Origin of the sequence: uncultured Fibrobacter sp., assembly GCF_947166265.1 — a bacterium.
GTDB lineage: Bacteria > Fibrobacterota > Fibrobacteria > Fibrobacterales > Fibrobacteraceae > Fibrobacter.
Map to the genome: position 1 here is coordinate 36985 of NZ_CAMVDO010000001.1, position 21011 is coordinate 57995.

17 protein-coding genes are annotated in these 21011 nt (G+C 52.2%); 7 read left to right on the plus strand and 10 right to left on the minus strand.

Annotated features, from left to right (window positions below; all coding sequences use genetic code 11):
• Positions 1 to 53: 53 nt before the first annotated feature.
• On the plus strand, positions 54 to 2342 hold the full coding sequence (gene priA, locus Q0W37_RS00150) for a primosomal protein N' (RefSeq protein ID WP_297697603.1): 2289 nt from the start codon (positions 54 to 56) through the stop codon (positions 2340 to 2342).
• A 61-nt stretch (positions 2343 to 2403) separates the two neighbouring features.
• Here priA and Q0W37_RS00155 read toward each other — a convergent pair whose 3' ends face one another.
• Both Q0W37_RS00155 and Q0W37_RS00160 read right to left on the minus strand, forming a co-directional pair.
• The gene (locus Q0W37_RS00155) at positions 2404 to 3123 is read right to left on the minus strand and encodes a M15 family metallopeptidase (protein ID WP_297697605.1); all 720 of its coding nucleotides are present in this window, start codon (positions 3121 to 3123) and stop codon (positions 2404 to 2406) included.
• Positions 3124 to 5484 carry a hypothetical protein gene (locus Q0W37_RS00160; RefSeq protein WP_297697607.1) on the minus strand — a complete coding sequence of 787 codons (2361 nt, stop codon included), beginning with the start codon at positions 5482 to 5484 and terminating at the stop codon, positions 3124 to 3126.
• A 124-nt stretch (positions 5485 to 5608) separates the two neighbouring features.
• Between Q0W37_RS00160 and Q0W37_RS00165 the strand changes: the two genes are divergently transcribed.
• From Q0W37_RS00165 to Q0W37_RS00180, 4 genes are all read left to right on the plus strand, one after another.
• Complete coding sequence (locus Q0W37_RS00165; RefSeq protein ID WP_297697609.1) at positions 5609 to 6430, plus strand: nitrilase-related carbon-nitrogen hydrolase; 822 nt, start codon at positions 5609 to 5611, stop codon at positions 6428 to 6430.
• Between the two features lie 205 nt (positions 6431 to 6635).
• Positions 6636 to 6767 (plus strand): hypothetical protein, encoded by a 132-nt coding sequence (locus Q0W37_RS00170; RefSeq protein ID WP_297697610.1) that lies wholly within the window; start codon positions 6636 to 6638, stop codon positions 6765 to 6767.
• Between the two features lie 17 nt (positions 6768 to 6784).
• Positions 6785 to 7132 (plus strand): hypothetical protein, encoded by a 348-nt coding sequence (locus Q0W37_RS00175; protein ID WP_297697612.1) that lies wholly within the window; start codon positions 6785 to 6787, stop codon positions 7130 to 7132.
• A gap of 15 nt (positions 7133 to 7147) precedes the next feature.
• On the plus strand, positions 7148 to 8470 hold the full coding sequence (locus Q0W37_RS00180; protein WP_297697614.1) for a phosphotransferase: 1323 nt from the start codon (positions 7148 to 7150) through the stop codon (positions 8468 to 8470).
• Here the strand turns inward: Q0W37_RS00180 and queA are convergent.
• The 4 genes from queA to gltX all read right to left on the minus strand — a co-directional run bounded on the left by queA (position 8459) and on the right by gltX (position 13329).
• Complete coding sequence (gene queA, locus Q0W37_RS00185) at positions 8459 to 9505, minus strand: tRNA preQ1(34) S-adenosylmethionine ribosyltransferase-isomerase QueA (protein ID WP_297697616.1); 1047 nt, start codon at positions 9503 to 9505, stop codon at positions 8459 to 8461. The two genes, Q0W37_RS00180 and queA, sit on opposite strands and share 12 nt — an antisense overlap.
• Before the next feature lies 1 nt (position 9506).
• Entirely contained in the window at positions 9507 to 10490 is a 984-nt protein-coding gene (locus tag Q0W37_RS00190) for a WYL domain-containing protein (protein WP_297697618.1), read from the minus strand.
• A gap of 9 nt (positions 10491 to 10499) precedes the next feature.
• Positions 10500 to 11738, minus strand: coding sequence for a BON domain-containing protein (locus Q0W37_RS00195; protein WP_297697620.1), 1239 nt, complete (start codon positions 11736 to 11738; stop codon positions 10500 to 10502).
• Between the two features lie 118 nt (positions 11739 to 11856).
• Complete coding sequence (gltX, locus tag Q0W37_RS00200) at positions 11857 to 13329, minus strand: glutamate--tRNA ligase (protein WP_297697622.1); 1473 nt, start codon at positions 13327 to 13329, stop codon at positions 11857 to 11859.
• A gap of 117 nt (positions 13330 to 13446) precedes the next feature.
• On the opposite strand from gltX, the gene Q0W37_RS00205 reads away from it, so the two are divergent.
• Both Q0W37_RS00205 and ispD read left to right on the plus strand, forming a co-directional pair.
• Positions 13447 to 14886 carry a sodium:alanine symporter family protein gene (locus tag Q0W37_RS00205; protein WP_297697624.1) on the plus strand — a complete coding sequence of 480 codons (1440 nt, stop codon included), beginning with the start codon at positions 13447 to 13449 and terminating at the stop codon, positions 14884 to 14886.
• A gap of 34 nt (positions 14887 to 14920) precedes the next feature.
• Complete coding sequence (gene ispD, locus Q0W37_RS00210) at positions 14921 to 15610, plus strand: 2-C-methyl-D-erythritol 4-phosphate cytidylyltransferase (RefSeq protein ID WP_297697626.1); 690 nt, start codon at positions 14921 to 14923, stop codon at positions 15608 to 15610.
• Between the two features lie 26 nt (positions 15611 to 15636).
• Here the strand turns inward: ispD and Q0W37_RS00215 are convergent, their stop codons facing one another.
• The 4 genes from Q0W37_RS00215 to Q0W37_RS00230 all read right to left on the minus strand — a co-directional run bounded on the left by Q0W37_RS00215 (position 15637) and on the right by Q0W37_RS00230 (position 20912).
• Positions 15637 to 17193: an SO_0444 family Cu/Zn efflux transporter gene (locus Q0W37_RS00215; RefSeq protein WP_297697628.1), complete on the minus strand. Its 1557-nt coding sequence runs from the start codon at positions 17191 to 17193 to the stop codon at positions 15637 to 15639.
• On the minus strand, positions 17194 to 17481 hold the full coding sequence (locus tag Q0W37_RS00220) for a helix-turn-helix transcriptional regulator (RefSeq protein WP_297697630.1): 288 nt from the start codon (positions 17479 to 17481) through the stop codon (positions 17194 to 17196).
• Between the two features lie 212 nt (positions 17482 to 17693).
• Positions 17694 to 19289, minus strand: a complete 1596-nt coding sequence (locus tag Q0W37_RS00225) for a bifunctional anthranilate synthase component II/anthranilate phosphoribosyltransferase (protein ID WP_297697632.1) — start codon at positions 19287 to 19289, stop codon at positions 17694 to 17696.
• Between the two features lie 174 nt (positions 19290 to 19463).
• Positions 19464 to 20912, minus strand: coding sequence for an anthranilate synthase component I family protein (locus Q0W37_RS00230; protein WP_297697634.1), 1449 nt, complete (start codon positions 20910 to 20912; stop codon positions 19464 to 19466).
• Positions 20913 to 21011 lie beyond the last annotated feature (99 nt).

Consider the following 21011-nt stretch of genomic DNA (forward strand, 5'->3'; position numbering starts at 1 on the left):
CAAAAAAGATTGAAAAACAGGCGCATTTTGCGGTATTAACTATCTTTTAGGCCGTGACAAAGCGAATTCCCAAACTAAACGCCCCCGAAGAAGTACATCAGAAGCTCAAGTCCGCCACGCTTACGGACTTTTGCGAAGTCTACATCCCCATGGCCCCCGACATGTACACTTACGGGGTTCCTGCAGGAACAAGTCTCGTACGCGGCGACGTTGTATGGGTCCAGTTCGCCACACGTAAAAAACCGGCACTCGCCGTCGTGGCACGCGTCCACAAGGACCGCCCCCCGTTCGATGTGCGCCCCGCCTACCCGCACCAGTCGCACTACCGCTTTAGCGAACGCTACATGGAAACGCTCGAATGGACCGCACGCTACTATATAAGTACGCCCATGAAGGCCCTGTTCGTGTTCTGGCCTAGCGATTTCGAGAAATATCTGGATGCCTTGGCATTTACAAAGGGGGAAGCCTCCCCCTGCCTTCAGCCTCAGCTCGGCCTGCACCGCACGCAAACATGGCCTCAGCCTTCGGCTGACGAATGTTCGCTTAGCGGTCAGGCTTTCGCCGAGTCTTACAGCACCCCTACAGCGGGGGACACCCCCGCAACGCCCCCTATACTAGACGAGAGAACGGCCCAAATGGGCCTACAGACGAAAAGGTTGCAAGGCGAGAGTCGCATCGACAAGTTCGCTTGTCGGTATGACCGAGCCGTAGCACCGGACGCCGAAGGCGTCAAAGACGAAAGAAATGCTCCGGCACTAACGTTAGAACAAACTAACGCATTCCACACGCTTTGCGAAGAATTGAACAAGACGGGCTTCCGCGGCGTGTTGCTCCACGGCGTCACGGGCTCGGGCAAGACACGCGTTTACCAGGAACTCGCCCTAGAGGCTCTCCAGCAGAACAAGAGAGTCTTGATCCTCGTGCCCGAAATCGGGCTTACCCCGCAGACGCTCAAGCGCTTCGAAGATTTTCTGCAAGTTCCGATTGTGGTTTTGCACTCCGCCCTTTCTGCACCCAAGAAACGCGAAGGCTACCTTTCGATTTTGAGGGGAGATGCGCAAGTGGTTCTCGGCACCCGCAGCGCGATTCTTGCGCCGTTCGATTTCGACCTGGTGATTCTCGACGAAGAACACGACACCTCCTTCAAGCAACAGGACCCGGCGCCTCGTTACCATACTCGAGAAATGGCTTTCCATTTGGCATACAAGTACGGAGCCCTCGTGGTTCTCGGGAGCGCCACCCCTTGCCTTGAAACCTTCTATAACGCGCAGGCGAAAAATTTAAAGACCGTCACGCTCAAGGAACGCGCTACGCAGGCGCCGCTTCCGAAGGTGCAAATCGTGGACATGGGCAAGATGCGCCAGCAAAAGGGAATTCTTCTGTCGCCCGCGCTCCGCGAAGCTTTGACCGACTGCATGGAGCGCGGGGACCAGGCGATTATCCTCATGAACCGCCGCGGCTTTTCGAAGATGCGCGTGTGTACCGAATGCGGCGAGACGCTTTACTGCAAGCACTGCCACATTCCGCTGGTGTACCACAAGCAATACCGTTCGCTGATGTGCCACTACTGCGCCGCCCTTTACCCGGTGAACACACCGTGTAGCGCCTGCGGCGCCGAAACCTACGAGTTTGTGGGCGGCGCCATCGAGATGCTCGAAGAAGAAATCGCCGAATGGATTCCAAACGCGAAAGTCATCCGCATGGACCGCGACACCACGCAGAACGTTGGCGCCAGCGAAAAGATTCTTGACGCCTTCCGCAACCGCGAATACAATATTCTGATTGGAACGCAGATGGTCGCCAAGGGCCACGACTTTCCGGGTGTGCAACTCGTCGGGGTCGTTGGCGCCGATAGCGGTCTCGGCATTCCCGACTTCCGCTCCACCGAAAGACTTTTCCAGCTCCTCAGCCAAACCGCTGGGCGCGCGGGTCGTGCAGGCGGAGAAGGTTTGGTGCTTATCCAAACGCTCAAGCCCTCTGAACCCGTAATGCAGTTCGCCGTGAACCACGACTTCAACGGATTTGCGAACAAGGAAATGGAAGACCGGCGCGCCGCATTCTACCCACCCTTCTGCAAGCTTGTGGAAATCAGCTGCGGTAGCCGCGACGAAGATCTACTGCGGCACACCGTCGAGCGACTGGAATCACTCTTACGCGCCGACAAGAAGCTCATGGTGCTCGGCCCTGTGGACGCCTTCGTGCCCATTGTCCAAAATGTCCACTGGGCAAAACTCTACATCAAGACACAAGACCTCGCCCCTGTCCGCAAGATTCTGCATCCGATTATAAATGCACCCAAGCCCTGGGTGCAAAACGTAGAAATCAAAGTAGAAATCGAGTAATCGTCTTCCCTGTGCAACTAAAAGGGAGATGCCCGCCTACGCGGGCATGACAAGTTCGCAATTACAGCGGGAACTTCGGATAGTTTTCGCGAACGTACTTGCTCGGGTAGGCGTTAAAATGCCACCATTCGCTGCCAAGCGGCACCCAACCCGCCCCGCGCATAATCTTGCGGAGCTTGTTGCGGTTATCAACCTGCTGTTGAGTCAAGCGACCGCTCTTTAAGGCTTCGGCCTCGCCCACTTCACCGGCACAGCGTTCAAAAGAATCAAAGTCCGTGCCCATGTCAAGCAAGGCCCCGGTACTGTCGGTAATACTCAAGTCAAGCGCCAAACCAAAGTTATGGAGTCCACCCGTCGCAGGCGACGACACATAGGCAGAATACGGAGTTCCACGCACCGTCTCGCGCAGCGCCTCCTGCGCATACAGCGGGCGCGATGCATCAAAAATGACGAGTTCCGAGCCAGGCATTTCACGCTGCATCATCTTGATTGCCTTGCGAAGCTTTGATGCAGCATCCTTATGCACAAAGGCGCGCTGCACCCCACAGTACAAGTCATGCCCCGTCACGTTTTCAAAAGTCGCATAGCGCAAGTCCATCCGAACGCCCTTCAAATGCGTGATTTCTACCATGTTGGAATCGGCGGTCGCAAACGCAATCCACTTCTTGACAGAACTGCAATAACGCAAGGGCTTTTCCGGTTTCGGCGGAACAAAGAGCGAATCCGTCTCGTGCGAGAACGAAAGAGTCGCCAGAAAAATAATGAGAAAGAAGAACGGCACCTAGAACTGCACTTCCACGCCGAAATCTACAAAGCGGCCCATGCCCTTCGCCATAAAGGGAACCAGATCGTAGCCATCGGAAGAATCCTTGTTTTCGTCGCGGGTCACCCAGGAACGTTCGCGGGCATTCTCGCTTCCCAAGAACCTAAGGGCACCCATTTCTAAGTCAGCAAAGATGTTATCTACACCTACATAGAAACGAACACTCTTAAAGACGTACTTACTGCTAATCAAGTCCAAGTTCACGCGGGCATCGGTACGGAACATGTCCGTAAATTCGTGATAGTCCTTAAGGCGACGGGTTCCGTTAGATTGATCTTCGGATTCAGCCGGGCGAACTTCGTAGTAATAAAGCGGACGGTGCAAGGCGGCATGATGCGTAATAATCACAGAAACAATCGAGTCCTTACGCGGGTAATAGCGGAAGTGCGACAAGATGTCCAAACGGGAATTCGCTTCCCAGGGAATCGAGTGACCTTGCGTGAGCTCGTATTCACCGTACACCGAACTTACGTTCGTCGCCATTGAGAAATGATGCGAGGTCTTAAGTTCAAGCGTACCGGATACCCCCGCCACCCAGGCGAAATCGATCGGGGTCACATCATCGTACTGGGCGTACGCCTTGGGCATCGGCAATAACGGGTCCGGATAGTAGCGGCCAAAACCAGAACCCTGCGCAATCAGGTACTTGGAATTGTAGCCCAGGCCAAGCTTCGCGGAAAGGCCCGATTCGAGACGTCCCGTCAGTTCGCCATCATCGTAGTAAGGTTTCCAGTCACTCCTGTAAGCCGCATTTGCAATCAACCTCCAGAACGCCGTGTCCACCCTAGAAAGATTCTTGTCGAAATCAATAGAGGCCGTCGGAGCCGCTTCGTGGCGGTCAATGGCGTCGGCGACCGCCCCCACAGAAAGGATTTTCTGCGAATAACCGTCATTCCAGTTCAAGCGGCCAACACCCGAAAGCACACCCGTCTGGAAATCGTCGGACTGCGTTCCTCCAAATTCGGGATACCCGCGTTCCACGATGTGGTGTTCATAAAGCAAAGCTCCACTCAACTTGGACCCCAGAATGTGTCCCTTGAAATTCTTATCGAGACCGGCAGTCAAAGTCGTATGCGTCTGCTCGTAGGCATCGATAAAGGGCTTCGCCTCGTCCACTTCTGTGGTGTTGCGGAAACCCGTCGTATCACGGAGCGTATCGGCCAGCACCTCGCGCACAAAGCCTGCATGAGCAGACGTTCCGAATCGGGAATTGTATTCGGCGCCAATCACCAGGTACTGTTGCTTGCCTTCAAGAATGTCAATCGAACTCACCTGGTCGACAGCTTTCGACGTATCCTGATGAATGCCATACTCATCGGAACTGTACAAGGTACGCAATGCCCAGGTATTTCCGCTGCTGTCAGAGCCGTTAAACTGCGCATAGAGATCGTAGGCCGACAAGTCATACGAATCCGAGGACTTCACCTTACAGTCATCTACACATTCAGCATCACGCTGCTTGCGGAATTCGGTAAAGAACTTCTCACCCAGGTTTTCAAGCAGGTCATTGTCGAGCATACGGAACGAAAAGCGGAAACTATCCCAAAAGAGCCATGGGGCATCGACAACGACCTCTCGAAGCGTAAGGCCCGCGGTTCCCTTGAGCCCCCAGCCGCCCTTGGTCTGTTCGGGAATATACTGAACCGACGTCGCAAGCCCCTGACCGATAGGCCCTTCACCATAATGGTCATGAATTTCGATTGCGCTCAGGATATGCGGATTGATCACCGAAAGGTTTCCCGGAAATCCGACATCCAGATGACGCATATTCGGAATACGGAGCCTGCCTAAATGGTAAGCCACATCGCCTGCACGCGAACCTTCGTAGTAGAGCGCGCTGCTAAAATCCTTCTGCCCCGAAATTCCGGGCATCTGGCTCAGATGTTCGGCAACGTCAAAGCGCATACCGGCGGCATCTTCAAGCTTGTCGAGATTCACCTTGCGTTCAAAAGTCCACTGGACCTTGTCTCCGCCACCGCCTATCACGGTACTTGTACCCAGGTTACGAATATCGGCAGTCGTCTGCATCGTAATCACCATGTCAAACAAGTCGGCAAAATCCTGCAACTCCACCTGTACGCTATCAAATCCGTCTTTCTTAAAGACCAATATGGCATTCTTGGAATCAACCGTCAATTCAAAACGGCCATCGGAATCCGTATTTCCCAATTTTTTCCCGGACACGTAGGTAATGGTCGCATCCTTTATCGGCAAGTCCGTTTCGGATTCTAGAACCACACCCACAATCAAGGTCGGGGTGGCCGCAAACAGGAACGTCGCAAAGAGCAGGACAAAAACGAGCAGGGAACGAAATTTCATATCGTTTAAAATAGTAAAAACCAGTAGCACGCAGTAAAAAGAATTCCGTCAACAACTCCATTCTAGCAACTTGTAATTAGGAACAGATGATTAATAATAGGGAACTTGTAACTATATTTAGAACATGCTCGATATCTACCTAGTACAGATGGGCGTCGTTTCTAACGACAAGGAAAAAAATTTCGCCAAGGTGCGCGAACTTACGGCGAATACGCACAAGGAAAAAGACGCCCCCATTGCGGGATTGATCATTCTCCCCGAAATGTTTGCCACGGGCTACTTGCCACTGCACCCGGAAAGTGTCGCCGAGGATTTTTCGACAAAGGATTCCGGCAAGACCGCAAACTTTCTTTACGAGCTCGCCAACCAAACGGGTTGCGCCGTCATGGGTGCAGGCATCGCCAAAAACACGCTACAAGACAATACGAACAGCAAGCTGTTGCTAAACCGTAGCAGCATCTATTTACCAGGATGCCCTCAGGAATACGCCCATTATGACAAGCGCCACCCCTTCTTTATGGAACAGGGGAAATTCGATGCCGGGAATAAAGTTAATTTATTCAAAATAAAGCAATGGAATATCGCTGCAACCATCTGTTTTGACCTCAGATTCCCTGAACTTTACCGAGATGCCGTCAAGGCAGGAGCCCAAGTCATCACCGTACAGGCCGCATGGCCCGCCGCACGAATCGCCCACTGGAAAACTCTGCTCCAGGCACGCGCCATAGAAAACCAGGTCTATATCGCCGCCGTGAATGTCGCCCAAGACGCAAAGGACGAAAAGAAAGAAAACGCTTATGGGGGATGTTCCATGATTATAGACCCCAAAGGCGAAATCATCGCCCAACGCGAGGAAAAAAGCGAAGGGATTGTATATGCACGCATCGAATCGGCTCCACAAGAGGAATACCGCAAAAAATTCCCCGTTTTACGAGAAATCATCTAAGCCGGGATTTTTTCGAGAAAAATCGTTCCACTTATAAAAAAAATCAGATTTTCAAAAATCACACTAACTCACGGTCTATCAACAAGATAGATTCATTTCCCCAAGAGTTGGTTCCCAAAAAAATTTTAGGGAGGTATTGCATTATTGAAAATTAAATGTATCTTTTTTGTAGGGTTTGACAGCGTCTAAACATGTGAGGTAATTTATGTCATCCACAAGTAGACTCCAGTATGCGAAGGCGTTAATCAAGGCAGGCATCACGCGGGAGCTGATTCTGAAAATCACGTCGATTTCCAGTTATCAGTATTCGCAAATTGCGCGAGAACTCACTGCCTAAGGTTTCGTACCTTGAAAATGGTGTTAGTCATTCCAGCACAGCCCGCGACCTCGAACGAGGAACGACAGGCTGTGCTTTTCAGTTGTAACAGGGACGGCTCCCTGTTGCTCGAAGGGAAAGACGGCAAGAAACCCGCCCGTTTTTCGCTAAAACCGGGCGACCGCTTTCCATGGGAACAGTTTCTCCCCAAGCTCCTCGTAAACTGGCAACTGAGCGACTACAAAGACATCCCCAAGGAATTCGTACCGCAAAAGCGGATTCCCGAGTTCGTGACGGAAGGACTTCTGGGCGAACCCCTTGAAAACCAGTTGAAAATTTTGGCCACCTTAAGAAAACAAGGTTATTTTCCGCCACTGAAAAAGTAAGTGAGCGCAAAAAAAATGCATTCCATTACAGAAAAACGCTGGTTCCTTGGCAAAGGAAAACAGATCCGTCACATTTCCGAATTTGACAGCGCCAACATAGGCGACACAGCCCTCACCCTTTTACAAGTCGAATTCACCGACGGACAGATCGACTACTACACCGTCATCAAAGACGAAATCAAGATTGCGTCCATCCTCTCTGAGGGCTTTGGAAACGGGCAGACCCATTTTTTTAGAGGAACGAAAGGGATTTTCAAGTTCTTTAGCCCCTGGATGCCCTCTAAAGAGACCATGCGATCGGTAAAACTCCTTGACACAGAGCAAAGCAATTCCGCCTTTTACTCCAAAGGGATTTTTCTTTTCAAGATTTTCCGGCGAGTACAAAAGGGGTTCGACCATCCCGAAATAGAGATTCTTGAACACCTCACCAAGTACGCCGAACAACATTCGGAAAAAGCTTTCTTTCCAAGGATTCTTGGTTACCTAGAGTATTGCCGCCCAGAAAACGACGAACGATTCGCCCTTGGAATTCTCGAAGAACACATTCCCGACGCGAAAAACGTATGGGAAATGTTCACGGACAAGGAAAACACGGATGCGGAATTCTTCAGGAACGCATCTCATGAACTCGGGCGCACGACGGCAAAAATGCACCAAGCCCTCAAGGACTTAAAGGGAACTCCCCCGCAACCCGAAACGCCGCCATTCGACAGACTTATTACACTGCTGAAGGAAAACGGTAAAGAAGAACTGGTGCCGATTGTTCAGGAAAAACAATTGCTTTTCCGACAAAAAAAGGAGATTCCCGACCATCCCCGTCAAGCGAGGACAGGCGTCGGGAATGACATATCGAGCAACAGTGATAGCAAATTGGTTCCGCAGCGGATTCACGGAGATTACCATCTGGGCCAGCTGCTGTATAAAGACGGGCAATTTATCGTTCTCGACTTTGAAGGCGAACCCATCCAAACGCTTTCTTACCGGCGTCGCCTGCGGTCCCCCGCCGCAGATATCGCAGGAATGCTCAGGAGCTTTGCATACGCGAACGCCGTGCGGTCCTTCGTCCCTTCGGCAGGCTCACTTCGGCCATGCTCAGTGCAGGCAGGAACCTTATTTCAAACAAGTTCGTCGAATAACGAAGGCGTTCTTGACCATTTCGAGCAGATTACCTCTGAAGCATTTTTGCAAGGCTACAGCCAAGAAACAGGAATTTCGGTAGAGCAACTAAAAGAAAAGGCCAAGCCGTATGTTCTCGGCAAGGCCATCTACGAAGCTTGTTACGAACTGGAATGCCGCCCCGACTGGTTCTGGATTCCAGAAGCAGCTCTAAAGAATTAACATTCCGTCGCCGTAGCTGAAAAGCTTCATCTTGTTTTCTACAGCCATCTTGTAGGCAGCCAAGGTATTTTCACGACCGTAGAACGCGGACACCAAGAGAATCAGCGAACTTTTCGGCCAGTGGAAATTCGTCAGGAGACCATCCACAATCTTGTAGCGGTAACCCGGATAGAAGAACGCATGGGTCACCCCCTTCTGCGCCTTCACGATTCCGTTCGCATCGGCAATCGTCTCGACAACGCGGGTACTCGTGGTACCTACCGTCACGATGCGACCCCCTTCGCGTTTCGCCTTGTTGATGATTTCGGCGTTTTCCTTGGTGAGCTCGTAATGTTCGCCGTGCATCTTGTGCTGCGTGAAGTCTTCGACCGAGATATTCTGGAAAGTTCCCGGCCCCACATGCAGCGTAACTTCAGCGACATACACGCCCTTCGCCTTTAAGGCATCGAGCATTTCTTCGCTAAAGTGGAGGCTTGCCGTAGGGGCCGCCACCGCACCGGAATACTTCGCAAAAATCGTCTGATACGCCTTCTTGTCGTCTTCGTCATCAGGGCGGTCAATGTAGGGCGGGAGCGGCACGTGGCCTTCACGGTTCATGACCGCTTCAAGTTCCACCGGAGTCACCGCAAAGCGGAGCACTCGCGCACCGTCTTCCTTAATGTCTTCGACAACCGTCTTGACACCCGCAATATCAAGTTCGCGGCCGATCTTGAAAGCCTTGCCGGGGCGTACCTGGGCCTCGTAACGGGCGGAACCGTCTTCGGAGGGAATCAGCGCCTGCACCAAAAGCGTTTCCACTTCGCCACCATGCAACGTATGTCCGTAAAGGCGGGCAGGAATCACCTTCGTGTTGTTTACCACCAGACAGTCGCCCGGCTTGAACAGGTCCACAATTTCAGGAGCCTTCATGATACGGCGTTCGCCGCCATCTTTGGGGCAATGCAAAATACGGGTTTTTCCCTTGCCAGCCGTGCGGCTTGCAATCAGTTCCTTCGGGAACTCAAAATTATAATCGGAAAGTTTATGGTCTTCCATTTTAGCGGTCCATTTCGGACAAAGCGTCTTTCAGTTTCTGCTTGACGGTTTCCTTAAGCGAAGCCGGTTTCAAAATGCGAACATCCGTGGCAACTCCCATGAGCCAAGAAACAAAATCCGGCGTAATGCGGAGTTTCATGTCCACAATCATATTCTTGTTCTTATCGTAACGCCTCGTAATCTCGGGATTAAAATGAGAGCGTTCGAACTGGGTCTGCAGCCACTTGTTGCGAACTTCGAGCGTAATGTCTTCCGGTTTGTCTTTTCCCGTGTACTTACCGAACGCATACTTGTAATGCGTAGCGGCATCAAAGACAAACTTCGGCATTGCACGGTTTGTTTCCTGCACGTTCTTGATCTGTTCGAACAGGTAGTTCTTGAAAATCTGGTTTCCCTTTTCGTCTTCTTCGCCGGCAATCAGGTACAAGGTATCCATTCGCATAATCACCTTGACCGGATTCACTAGCTTAACTTCTTCGGGAACAGAGGAATGGTCCGTCGCATGGGAATACTGAATCTTGATCGCAAAGCCGTCGTGAATGGCCTTGAGTACCCGATTGACCATGGTATCCTGCAATTTGTCATCACTGAACGGGCCGTAATCCAGCACGTAATCCGGGTCTGTCGAAATGGCATCGGGCTTAAAATCTTCGGGATTGGTCGTCTGCATCGTCTTGATGAGCTTATCCAAAAGCTTGACGGTCTTTATTTCGGGGGCCGAAGTTGCAGGCAAGTTTTTCTTGATTTTTTCGAGCTGCTTGACAACATCCTGATTGAAGGTCACTTCTTTATCGGATTGAATGATATAGAAAGTTTCGCCATTTTCCTTGAACTTGCGAAGGCCGCAGTTTTCGTTGGCAATCACCTCCAGGTGACGAAAGATGGTACGCGGTCCGCAATTCATCAAGTACGCGAGGCTGTTCACCGTCTGTTTGACTTTCAACTTATTCTTTATCGCATTGATTTTTTCGTATCCAGTTGCCATAGGCACCTCCTATACAATTCTTAAGCGATTCTCGATCGCTGTTGTCTTAATTTTTTTCAGCAGGGCCAAAAAGGCCCACTGCTTTTGAACCGAGGAATGCACACGACCTTCGAGCAAAAATTTCTGCTGATTACAGGAGACTCTGATATAGCAGTCCTGCAACATTATATTCGAGGAAAGTTCTACCTCGGCATCCCTGCAAAGATCCTCGTTTACGGGTTCAAAGACATCCGTCACCAGACAAATTAAATCACGCACACCGTGAATTTCACCCAGACGATTTTCCAAATCCTTGGGGTGATCCTTTTCCATGCAGGAGGCCTGAACCTGAACCTTTCCATTAGAGACATCCACCCGATAATCGAACAGGCGCATTCCCGAAGATTCCAAAAGCTCATAGACATCCTTTTCAACTTGGGCGTCCGTAATAAACGGAGAAACCTGAACGCGGGTAAAATCGACGCAACCACGAACCTTGGGAATCGCGTTCACGCATTTTTCGATTGCCTGCTGCAAGGAATAATTTCTGACCAGTCCCTTCAAATAGACAATGCCCTGCCCGACTTCGACTGAAATATTGGCACAATCATCCGGAAATACCTGTGCAAGCTTACTTTGTACAATCGCACTTAATTTGTCATTAGGCAGGTTCTGCGCCAAAGGTGGTAAAGTAATGAAAACGAGCATCCCGTTTTTCAACAAGACCACCAACTTATCCTTTTCTCCGTCATTCACAAAACCGACGGCCACACCAAACTGGTTCCGGATGGCGTGGTAGATGTAATCGCCTAGCAAGGTATGGGCACTCTGCACCGGCAAAAGACGATAACCACCGGGAGATTCTTCCCATTCGATAACGACCTTGGGCTTCTCTATTTTCTGGTCGGGGCCGCCATCGTAATTTACGACAATAATTTCTTTGCTCGGACCCTGGAAAAAGCTCTTGACAATTCCAGGCTTTGGCGACCCTTGGAAATAAATCCAGTTACCTGGTATGATACGGTTGTACCCGTAAATCTTAGTGTAGTCCTGATTGACGCAGTCGTGCCGGCAAAAAATAAATTCATGCGAAAAAGCGACAAACATGGTGTCGCAAGTATCGCAACAACATAAAAGCGGAATATGCGGATCCATTCCCCCAAAGGTCGAATAAGCCTCTCGGGCAAAAATGCCGTGTTCCGTCACCTTCTGGCAACGGCGGCAAAAGAGCCTTTGAGAATAAAGACGATGGGGAAACTGGGAACGCATGAGAAGTGGTTAGTGGTTGGTGGTTAGTGGTTAGTGATTAGTGGTTAGGTTTAAATAATCGAGGCTTTACCGCCCAACTATTCCTGTTTACTAACCACTGTTTACTAATCACTTTTTACTATTTCATCAGCGGCATTGCTACGTCGATGCGGCGCAGCACTTCTTCCTTACCGATGATTTCGAACATTTCCCAGAGGCCGGGGCCGGCGGTCACGCCAGAGACGGCAAGACGCGGAGCACCGACGAGTTCACCAACCTTGTGGCCGCAGCGTTCGGCGAGGTCGTAGAAACCCTTTTCGATGACCGGAGTCTTGAAGTCCTCGATGGAGGCGAGCATGTCACGCACGAGCGTGGCGACTTCCTTGGAGCCTTCGCCAAAGTGCTTCTTGGCACCCTTTTCATCGTAGGTGGTCGGAGCCACAAAGAAATACACGGCCATGTCGGCGAGGTCCTGCACAAAGTGGGCACGCGGCTTGAGCTGCTTTACGATTTCGTCAAGGCGAGCTTCCGGTTCGTTGGAGAGGTCAATACCCTTCGCAACGAGGCCTTCCTTCATGATACCCTTGAGGAATGCGTCGTCGCACAGGTGAATGTGCTGACCGTTCATCCACTGCAACTTCTTTTCGTCGAAGCTTGCGGACTTGGGGTTGATGCGTTCGAGCGTGAAGCTGTCGACCATTTCCTTGATGGTCATGACTTCGCGGTCGTCGCCCGGGTTCCAGCCGAGGAGAGCGAGGTAGTTCACGAGCGTTTCGGGCAGGTAGCCGAGGTCGCGGAAGTCACCCACAGAGGCAGCACCCTTGCGCTTGGAAAGCTTACCGCCGTTCTTGTCGAGAATCACCGGCAGGTGGCACCATACGGGCGGCTGCCAGCCAAATGCCTTGTACAAGAGTTCGTGCTTCGGCGTGGAGCTGATCCATTCGTCACCGCGGAGCACATGCGTCGTACCCATGTAGTGGTCATCCACAACGCTTGCAAAGTGGTAAGTCGGATAACCGTCGCGCTTGATGAGCACGAGGTCGTCCAGGAGTTCGTTCTGGTAGCTGATGTGGCCACGGATCATGTCATCGAATTCCGTGACGCCCGTTTCCGGGACCTTGAAGCGGATGACAGCCTTTTCGCCAGCGGCAATGCGGGCTTCGGCTTCTTCGCGGCTGATGTTACGGCAGTGGCGGTCATAACCGGTCACCGGCACATGCGTCTTTTCCTGTTCGGCGCGGACTTCCTGCAGGCGTTCTTCGGAGCAGAAGCAGTAGTAGGCATAGCCCGCATCAAGAAGCTTCTTGATTTCGCGGTGGTAGATGTCCAGACGTTCGCTCTGGAAGTACGGACCGCAGTCACCTTCGCAACCCGGACCTTCGTCCCACTGGAGCCCCAGCCACTTGAGGTCGCGCATCAAGTCGTGCAAAGCTGTTTCGTTATAGCGCTTGCGGTCGGTATCTTCGATACGCAGGTAGAACGTGCCACCCATGTGCTTTGCAAAGAAGTAGTTGTAGATGGCCGTACGCGCACCGCCCACATGCAGGTAACCCGTAGGACTCGGGGCAAAACGGACACGGACTGGACGGTTAGAATTGCAATTTTCGCACATAATTTCCTCTTTTGTTTATTCCGTGTCAAAAAATAGCAATTTAGGACGAAGCCGTTCCCTACTTTTCTATCTTTGGTGCCGTTAATTAAAACAGCCACCCTTTTCATGGGATTATTTATGGAAACCTTAAATTCCATCCTAGATACCATTGACGGCTACGTGTGGGGAATCCCGCTCATCGCGGTCATCCTGTTTGTCGGAATCCTGCTCACAAGCCGCCTTGGCGTACTTCAGGTGACAAACCTCGGTAACGCGCTGCGTTACATGCTCCACAACGAAAAGCACGGCGAAGGCGAAGTGTCTAGCTTTGCAGCCCTCTGCACAGCCCTTGCAGCGACAGTCGGCACGGGTAACATTGTGGGTGTTGCGACCGCTATCGGAACCGGTGGCCCGGGCGCACTCTTCTGGATGGAAGTCGCCGCCTTCTTTGGCATGGCAACCAAATACGCCGAAGGCCTTTTGGCGGTCAAGTACCGCAAGGTCGACACCGATGGCAAGGTACTGGGCGGTCCGTTCTACTACATCGAAACCGGCATCAAGGAACGTTTCGGCCTCAACTTTAAGTGGCTCGCCGTTCTGTTCGCCATCTTCGGCGTACTCGCAGGCCTTCTCGGTATCGGTACCATTACGCAGGTCAACGGCATCACGTCGGCAGTGGCAACCATTTTCCCCACGGGCGAATTCGTCAACATCGGTGGGAACTCCGTTTCCATTTCCACCGCAGTTGCAGGCCTTTGCTGCGCCGGATTCACCGCCATGGTGATTATCGGCGGACTCAAGCGCATCGCCAAAGTTTCGCTCTACATTGTGCCGATCATGGCAATCTTCTACATTCTGTTCTGCCTGCTGATTCTCGGATTCAACTTCTCCAAGATTTCGGGCGCTATCGAAATGATTATCCGCGCAGCCTTCAACCCAAGCGCCGTAACCGGCGGTATGGTCGGTACAATTTTCATTGCCATGCAAAAGGGTATTGCCCGCGGTATTTTCAGTAACGAAGCAGGCCTCGGTTCTGCCCCGATTGCAGCCGCAGCCGCTAAGACCAAGGAACCTGTTCGCCAGGGTCTCGTTTGCATGACCGGTACCTTTATCGACACCATCATCATTTGCTCTATGACTGGCCTTGCCATTGTAGTGACAGGCGCTTGGACTCCGGAACTCGGTCTCCAAGGCGTGAACATCACCATGGAAGCCTTTACTCGCGGCCTCGAAAACTTGCCCGGTGGTGCAAGCGTTGCCCCCATTATCCTTATGACGGCACTCGTATTCTTTGCCTTCACAACGATTCTTGGCTGGGCTTACTATTCTGAACGCTGCCTGGAATACCTCGTGGGTCGCGGTAAGAAGGGCGCCATTCTCACCTTCCGCTGGCTGTATGTTGCCGCCGTGTTCATTGGCCCGTACCTCACGGTGAGTGCCGTGTGGACTAGCGCCGACATCTTTAACGGCCTGATGGCATTCCCGAACCTGGTCGCCTTGATTCTGCTTTCCGGCATTGTCGCCCGCGAAACCAAGAATTTCTTGGACCGTCTCCACAACGGACATGTGGGCGATTAAGGAGTGACGGAATCCAGAAAAAAGGAGCGCGATTATGGCAGACGCAAACTTGAAAGGCAGATTTGCGGCAGTACTCCCCGCCGGGGGGCTTGGCAAACGCATGGGCGGAAACATTCCCAAGCAGTTGATGCTCTTGGGAGGTAAACCCGTTTACCAGTACTGCCTCGAGACTTTTCTTTCGATGGATGAAATCGCCGAAGTCGTGATGGCCGTACCCGCTGACTGGAAGGACCATTTCGAAAAGGATTTTTCACACGAAAAGCTGAAAATTGTCGTGGGCGGTGCAGAGCGTTGGCAGTCCGTCGAAAACGGTGTGAATGCGCTTACGAGCAAAGCCGAATTCGTGTTGGTGCACGACGTGGCGCGTCCGTTCATCAGCAAGGAAATCATCCTTGATGTCTGCAAGACACTTGTCGAAAAAGGCAATTGTCTTGTGGCAAAGCCTGCGGTCGACACCATCAAGATTGCAAAAGACGGTTGTGTGCAACAGACCATCGACCGCAATACCGTATGGATGGCACAGACCCCGCAGGCGGCCTCGATTGCGTTACTGAAAAAGCTCTACGGGCGTATTGCCGCAGAGCCTTTAAACTTTACGCCCACCGACGAAGCTAGCATACTTGAATACTTTGGCGAAAGCGTCTACATCGTCAAGGGAAACAGCCTAAACGACAAGCTTACGACTCCCGAAGACTTCGAGATTTTCGCAAGCCGCGCGAAATAGACCACCACCCCACTTCGCGGGATTCTTTATACTTCCCCGCCGAACTCAAATCCGGCTTCATCAACCGCCTTCTTGAGGGCGGTTTCGTTTATATCGTCTTCATCATGCCACACCACACGGAGTTCCTTTTTCGAGACATCAGCTTCAGCCGAAATCACGCCGTCTAGCGCCCTTACCGCCTTCTCGACGCAAGCCTTGCAGTGACTGCAGTTCATGCCGTTCACGCGATAAGTTTCGACAACATGTTCGTCATGATGGTGATGCTCATGATGACCGCATTTGCAAGGTGGTTCGGCAAGCTCACCATCCTTGCCATGTTCATGGTGATGATGTTCTTCGCATTCGCAATGATCTTCTCCTTCGCAGCAATCACAGGTCCCTGAGCCTGCCGAAGGGCCATCGCAGCAGCAATCATGATCGCCACAACCACAGCCGCAATGTCCGCAGCCACAGCCCTTATGCGCAAACTTCGCATAAATAATCAATGCGGCAAACAGCGCAGCGCAGATATAATCAAATACACCGAGCGCACCATGACCGTGACATTCTGCAGAACCATGCGGAAGCATCGATGCAAGGAACGTATCCATCAGGAACGTGTCGACAATAAAGCCAAAGAACATCGCACCGAAAGCAATCGAAACAAGGTAAGCCACGAGAGTACGCTTGCCAAAGGCCTTGCCCACCACCAGCATGCTAGCGATACTCGTTGCAGGGCCCGCCATCAACAGCACCAGAGCCGCACCCGGCGTAACGCCTTTTTCAACAAGAGCCAAAGCCAGCGGAATAGAGCCCGTTGCGCAAGTGTACATGGGCATAGCAAGCACCAGCACCACCAACATGCAAAGCAGCGGGTATTCGTGCAGGAACAAAAAGAAATCATCCGGGACAAAGGCGGCAATCAAGGCGCCCAGCAAAAGACCTATAATCAGCCACTTGCTCACATCGCCAATCATGTTCACAAAGCCATATTCAAAGGTTTCTTTCACCTTTTGCGCAAAAGACTTTTTTTCCTGTTCATCGTGGTCATCATGGCCGCAGGAACAATGTTCGCCTTCACAATGTTCGCTTTCGCAGCCGCAATGTTCATGCTCATGATGATGTTCGTGGTGATGCTCGTCGCCTCGACCATGCTCAACGACCTTATCGTCCGTTTCCCCCTTCGTCGCCAGATTCGTAAACACACCGCCAATCATCGCCGTCACAAAAGCGGCTACCGGGCGCAAAATCGCAAAGGGTCCACCGAGCAGAGAATATGTCGCCAAAATAGAATCCACACCTGTCGCAGGCGTCGAAATCAAGAAGCTCACGCTCGCGCCCTTGCTCGCCCCTTCTTTACGGAGTGCAATCGACGTCGGAATCACGCCACAGCTGCAAATCGGGAGCGGTACCCCAAACAACGCCGACCAAAGCACCGACTTAAAGTTCGGCTTCGAAATTTTAGGTACATACAAGTGGTTCGGTACCCACACATGCAAAATGCCGGCAAGCAAAAAGCCGAGCAGCAGGAACGGCGCCATCTCCGAAAACAGCGTAATGAATTGCCAAACAAACTTTTCCAGAATTTCTAAAACCGCAGGCATTTACTTACCCTTCTTGTGCAGAATATGCGTGAGACCCGTATTGAAAATCAAGCCGATGTGATCATCATCGAGCGAATAGAACATTTTGCGACCATCGCGACGCGGCTTCACCAAGTTTGCCGTACGCAAAATACGCAACTGGTGGCTCACCACCGACTGCTCCAGGTTCAACTTTTCGGCAATGTCATTCACCGAAATTTCCCCAGAAAGCATCAAGTGGATAATACGGATACGCGTGGTATCGCCAAAGAACTTGAAGAACTCCGAAAGCTCAAAAAGAACATCCATCGAGACTTCATTTTTCGCATTTTTAATATATGAACAAGTATTCATATTTACATATTTACATAATTTCAAGTTTATTGTCAAGGGGAAAGCCCTTTTTTTCTAAAAAAAACGTAATACACCCCCTGCAGATAGTTTTTGGTGTATAAAAAAATCCCTGACTTTTTACATCAGGGATCATAGTCTCGCTAAATCAGGCCGAGCGCATTTTCGACTTACGAATTCGTCGCTGTGGCGACTTCTTCGATCTTCTTGAGGACGGAACCGTCTTCCATGGCCTTCATGGCCTTGTCGAAGCCTTCCTTGATGCTGGTTGCCTTCTTGCTGATGTAGAGGGCGGCACCGGCGTTCAGGGCGCAGGCGTACTTGATGCCCGGGCGGCCCTTGCCGTTCAGCACGTCGAGAGCGAGGTTGAAGTTGTCGACACCCGTACCGCCGGCGAGGTCTTCGGGGTCCACAGCCGGGACGCCGAATTCCTTCGGATCGATGCGGTATTCGCGATATTCACCGTCTTCGAGGATTTCGGCAATGGTCGTCGGGACGCACGGAGAGATTTCGTCGTAGCCGTCGTCGGAGATGGCGACCATCACGCGCTTGGCACCGAGGGACTTTGCAGCCTTGGTGAACGGTTCCAGAATCGACTTGCTGTAAACGCCGAGCATCAGGTACTTGGCTTCGGCCGGGTTCGTGAGGGGGCCGAGCAGGTTCATGATGGTTTTGACGCCGAGGGCACCGCGAACCGGGCCTGCAAAACGCATGGCGCTGTGATAGACCGGAGCCATGAGGAACACGAAGTTCGTCTTGTCGATGACAGAGGCTGCCTTTTCCGGAGTCATGTCGAGCTTGAAGCCCGCTGCAGTGTAGAAGTCTGCAGCACCGGACTTGCTGGAAACAGCGCGGTTACCGTGCTTGGCCACCTTGGCGCCACAGCTTGCAGCGATAAGGCCAGAGAGCGAGCTCACGTTGAAGCTACCCTTGCCGTCGCCACCGGTACCCACGATGTCGGTGAGTTCGTCACCGCTGTACGGGAACTTGCGCTTCTTGCTGCTGAGCACCTTGGCGCAGCCTGCAATTTCTTCGGTCACGGGACCCTTGCTGGAAAGGGCGGTAAGGATAGCGGCCATCTGGCGTTCGTCCATGATACCGTCGGTCAGGTCTTCCATGAACATTTCGGCAGTTTCGCGGCTCAGGTCCTTGCCTGCGGTAAGCGTGTTCAGGATTCCGCGGATATCGAGCGGTTCACGGCGGTAGTTGAGGAAAGCCTTGAAGAATTCGTCGGCGCGACCGCTGGCGATAGATTCCGGGTGGAACTGCACGCCTTCAATCGGGAGCTTCTTGTGACGAATGCCCATGATGTCGCCGTCGGTCGCGCGGGCGGTCACTTCGAAGTCAGAAGAGAGCGTCGATTCGTCGATGACCAAGCTGTGGTAACGCGTGAAGATGTTCTTCTTGCCGATGGTGCGGAAGAGGCCCTTGCCGTCGAGGTCGATTTCTTCGGCGATGCCGTGCTTGATGAACTTGGCCTGCACAATCTTTGCGCCGAAAGCGTAACCGATGGCCTGATGGCCGAGGCAAACGCCCAAAATCGGGAGCTTTCCCGCAAAGTGCTTGATGGCTTCCACGGATATGCCGGCATCTTCGGGGCGGCCCGGGCCCGGACTCACGATGAGGCGGCTCGGATTCAGCTTTTCGATGTCGGCAATGGTGCATTCGCGGCTACGGAGCACGCGGATTTCTTCAGTGGTAATCTTGGCCAACGCCTGATAAACGTTGTAAGTAAAAGAGTCGTAGTTATCGATAATGACGATCATAGTAAAACTCAGTGGTTAGTGGTTAGTGATTAGTGGTTAGGAGGTATGAGCCCGCTTCGCTTTGAGGTATGAGGTCGTTCATGTCTTCGACATTCACTTTGAGCTTTTTATAGTCGCAGCTTCGCTGCCAAAATATTACTCATTGCTCACTGCTCATTGCTCACTGCTATTCGTCTAATTCTCCCCCTCCAGTACAGCCCTGATTGCTCCGAGCTTTTCATTCGTTTCTTCAAATTCGCGGTCGGCGTTGCTGGCCGCGACAATGCCACCACCGGCCTGCAGGCTGATGGTCTTACCCTGCTTGAGGCAGCAACGGATAGCGATGCAGAAATCCAAATCGCCGTCGGATTCCATGTAACCTACTGCACCAGCGTAGAAGCGACGCTTGACCTTTTCGAGGCCAGAAAGGATTTCGATAGCGCTGATTTTCGGGGCACCGCTCACCGTACCTGCCGGGAAGCTGGAGCGCAGCACTTCAATCGCCTTCTTGGTCTTGGAAACCTTGCCCTGCACGTCAGAGACCAGGTGAATCACGTGGCTGAACTTTTCGCATTCCATGTACTTGGTGGTTTCCACCGTACCGGCTTCGCAGACGCGGCCAAGGTCATTACGGGCCAGGTCCACGAGCATCAAGTGTTCGGCGCGTTCCTTCGGGTCACCCTTCAGGTTCTTCATCAGGGCTTCATCTTCTACATCATCCTTGCCGCGGCGGCGAGTGCCTGCAATCGGATGAATCGTCGCGATACCATCACGCACACGTACCAGGCTTTCCGGCGAAGCACCGATAAACTGGTGCGTACCGTAATCGAGGAAGAACATGTACGGAGACGGGTTCACCGTGCGGAGGCGGCGGTAAATGTCAAGCGCTTCGATATCGCTTGCGAACTGGATGCGGCGAGAAGGCACGGCCTGCACAATGTTACCAGCAATGATATGCTTCTGCAAAGCTTCGACCTTTTCCACGTATTCCTTGCGGGACTGTTCCAGGTCGGTCATCGTGATGCCCTTGCCGTACTGCTGTTCCGGGGCGAGGTAGCTGAAGTCGAGGTCAGCGAGGCGAGCCTTCACCTTTTCAATCGCGGCCTTCAAATCAATCTGGTGTTCTTCGTAGTTCAGGGCGAACAGGTGAAGCTTTTCGGTAAAGTGGTCAAACACAATGTAGATGTGACCCACCAGGAATTCCGCTTCAGGAATGTTGAGTTCGTCCACCTGCGGGGCAAGGCGAATGGTATCGCAACGGGCGCAGAATTCGTAACCGAGGTAGCCCACGCCCGAAGACGGAATAGGAATCTGGTTAGGCGGCACCGTATTTTCCGCAGAAATGAGCGTCAGGGCGTCCAAAATATCGCCCTCGCCTTCCTTCAGGAACACGCTTTCCTTACCGTCGACAACGATGCTCACGTCCTTTTCATTCTGGCGCAGACGGAAACCTTCGTCCACCATCAGGGTCGAATAACGGCTACGACCGTGGGAGAAACTTGCGGATTCAAAGATTGCCTTCGCACCGAGCTTCTTGCCGAGCGAAAACGGGGTGTAACGTTCACCGGGCAGCGCCACGTAGATACTGTCGGTACGGGGTTCGAAGTTAGGGCTTTCAGTAATGTGCCTTATGTTCGTTGTCATTTTTAATCCTCTGGTTTTAAAAAGGTTTAGGGTATGAGGTCGCTCGCAAGCTCGCTTTGAGGTTTAATGAATTGACATCTCAAGAGCAACGAGGGCTAT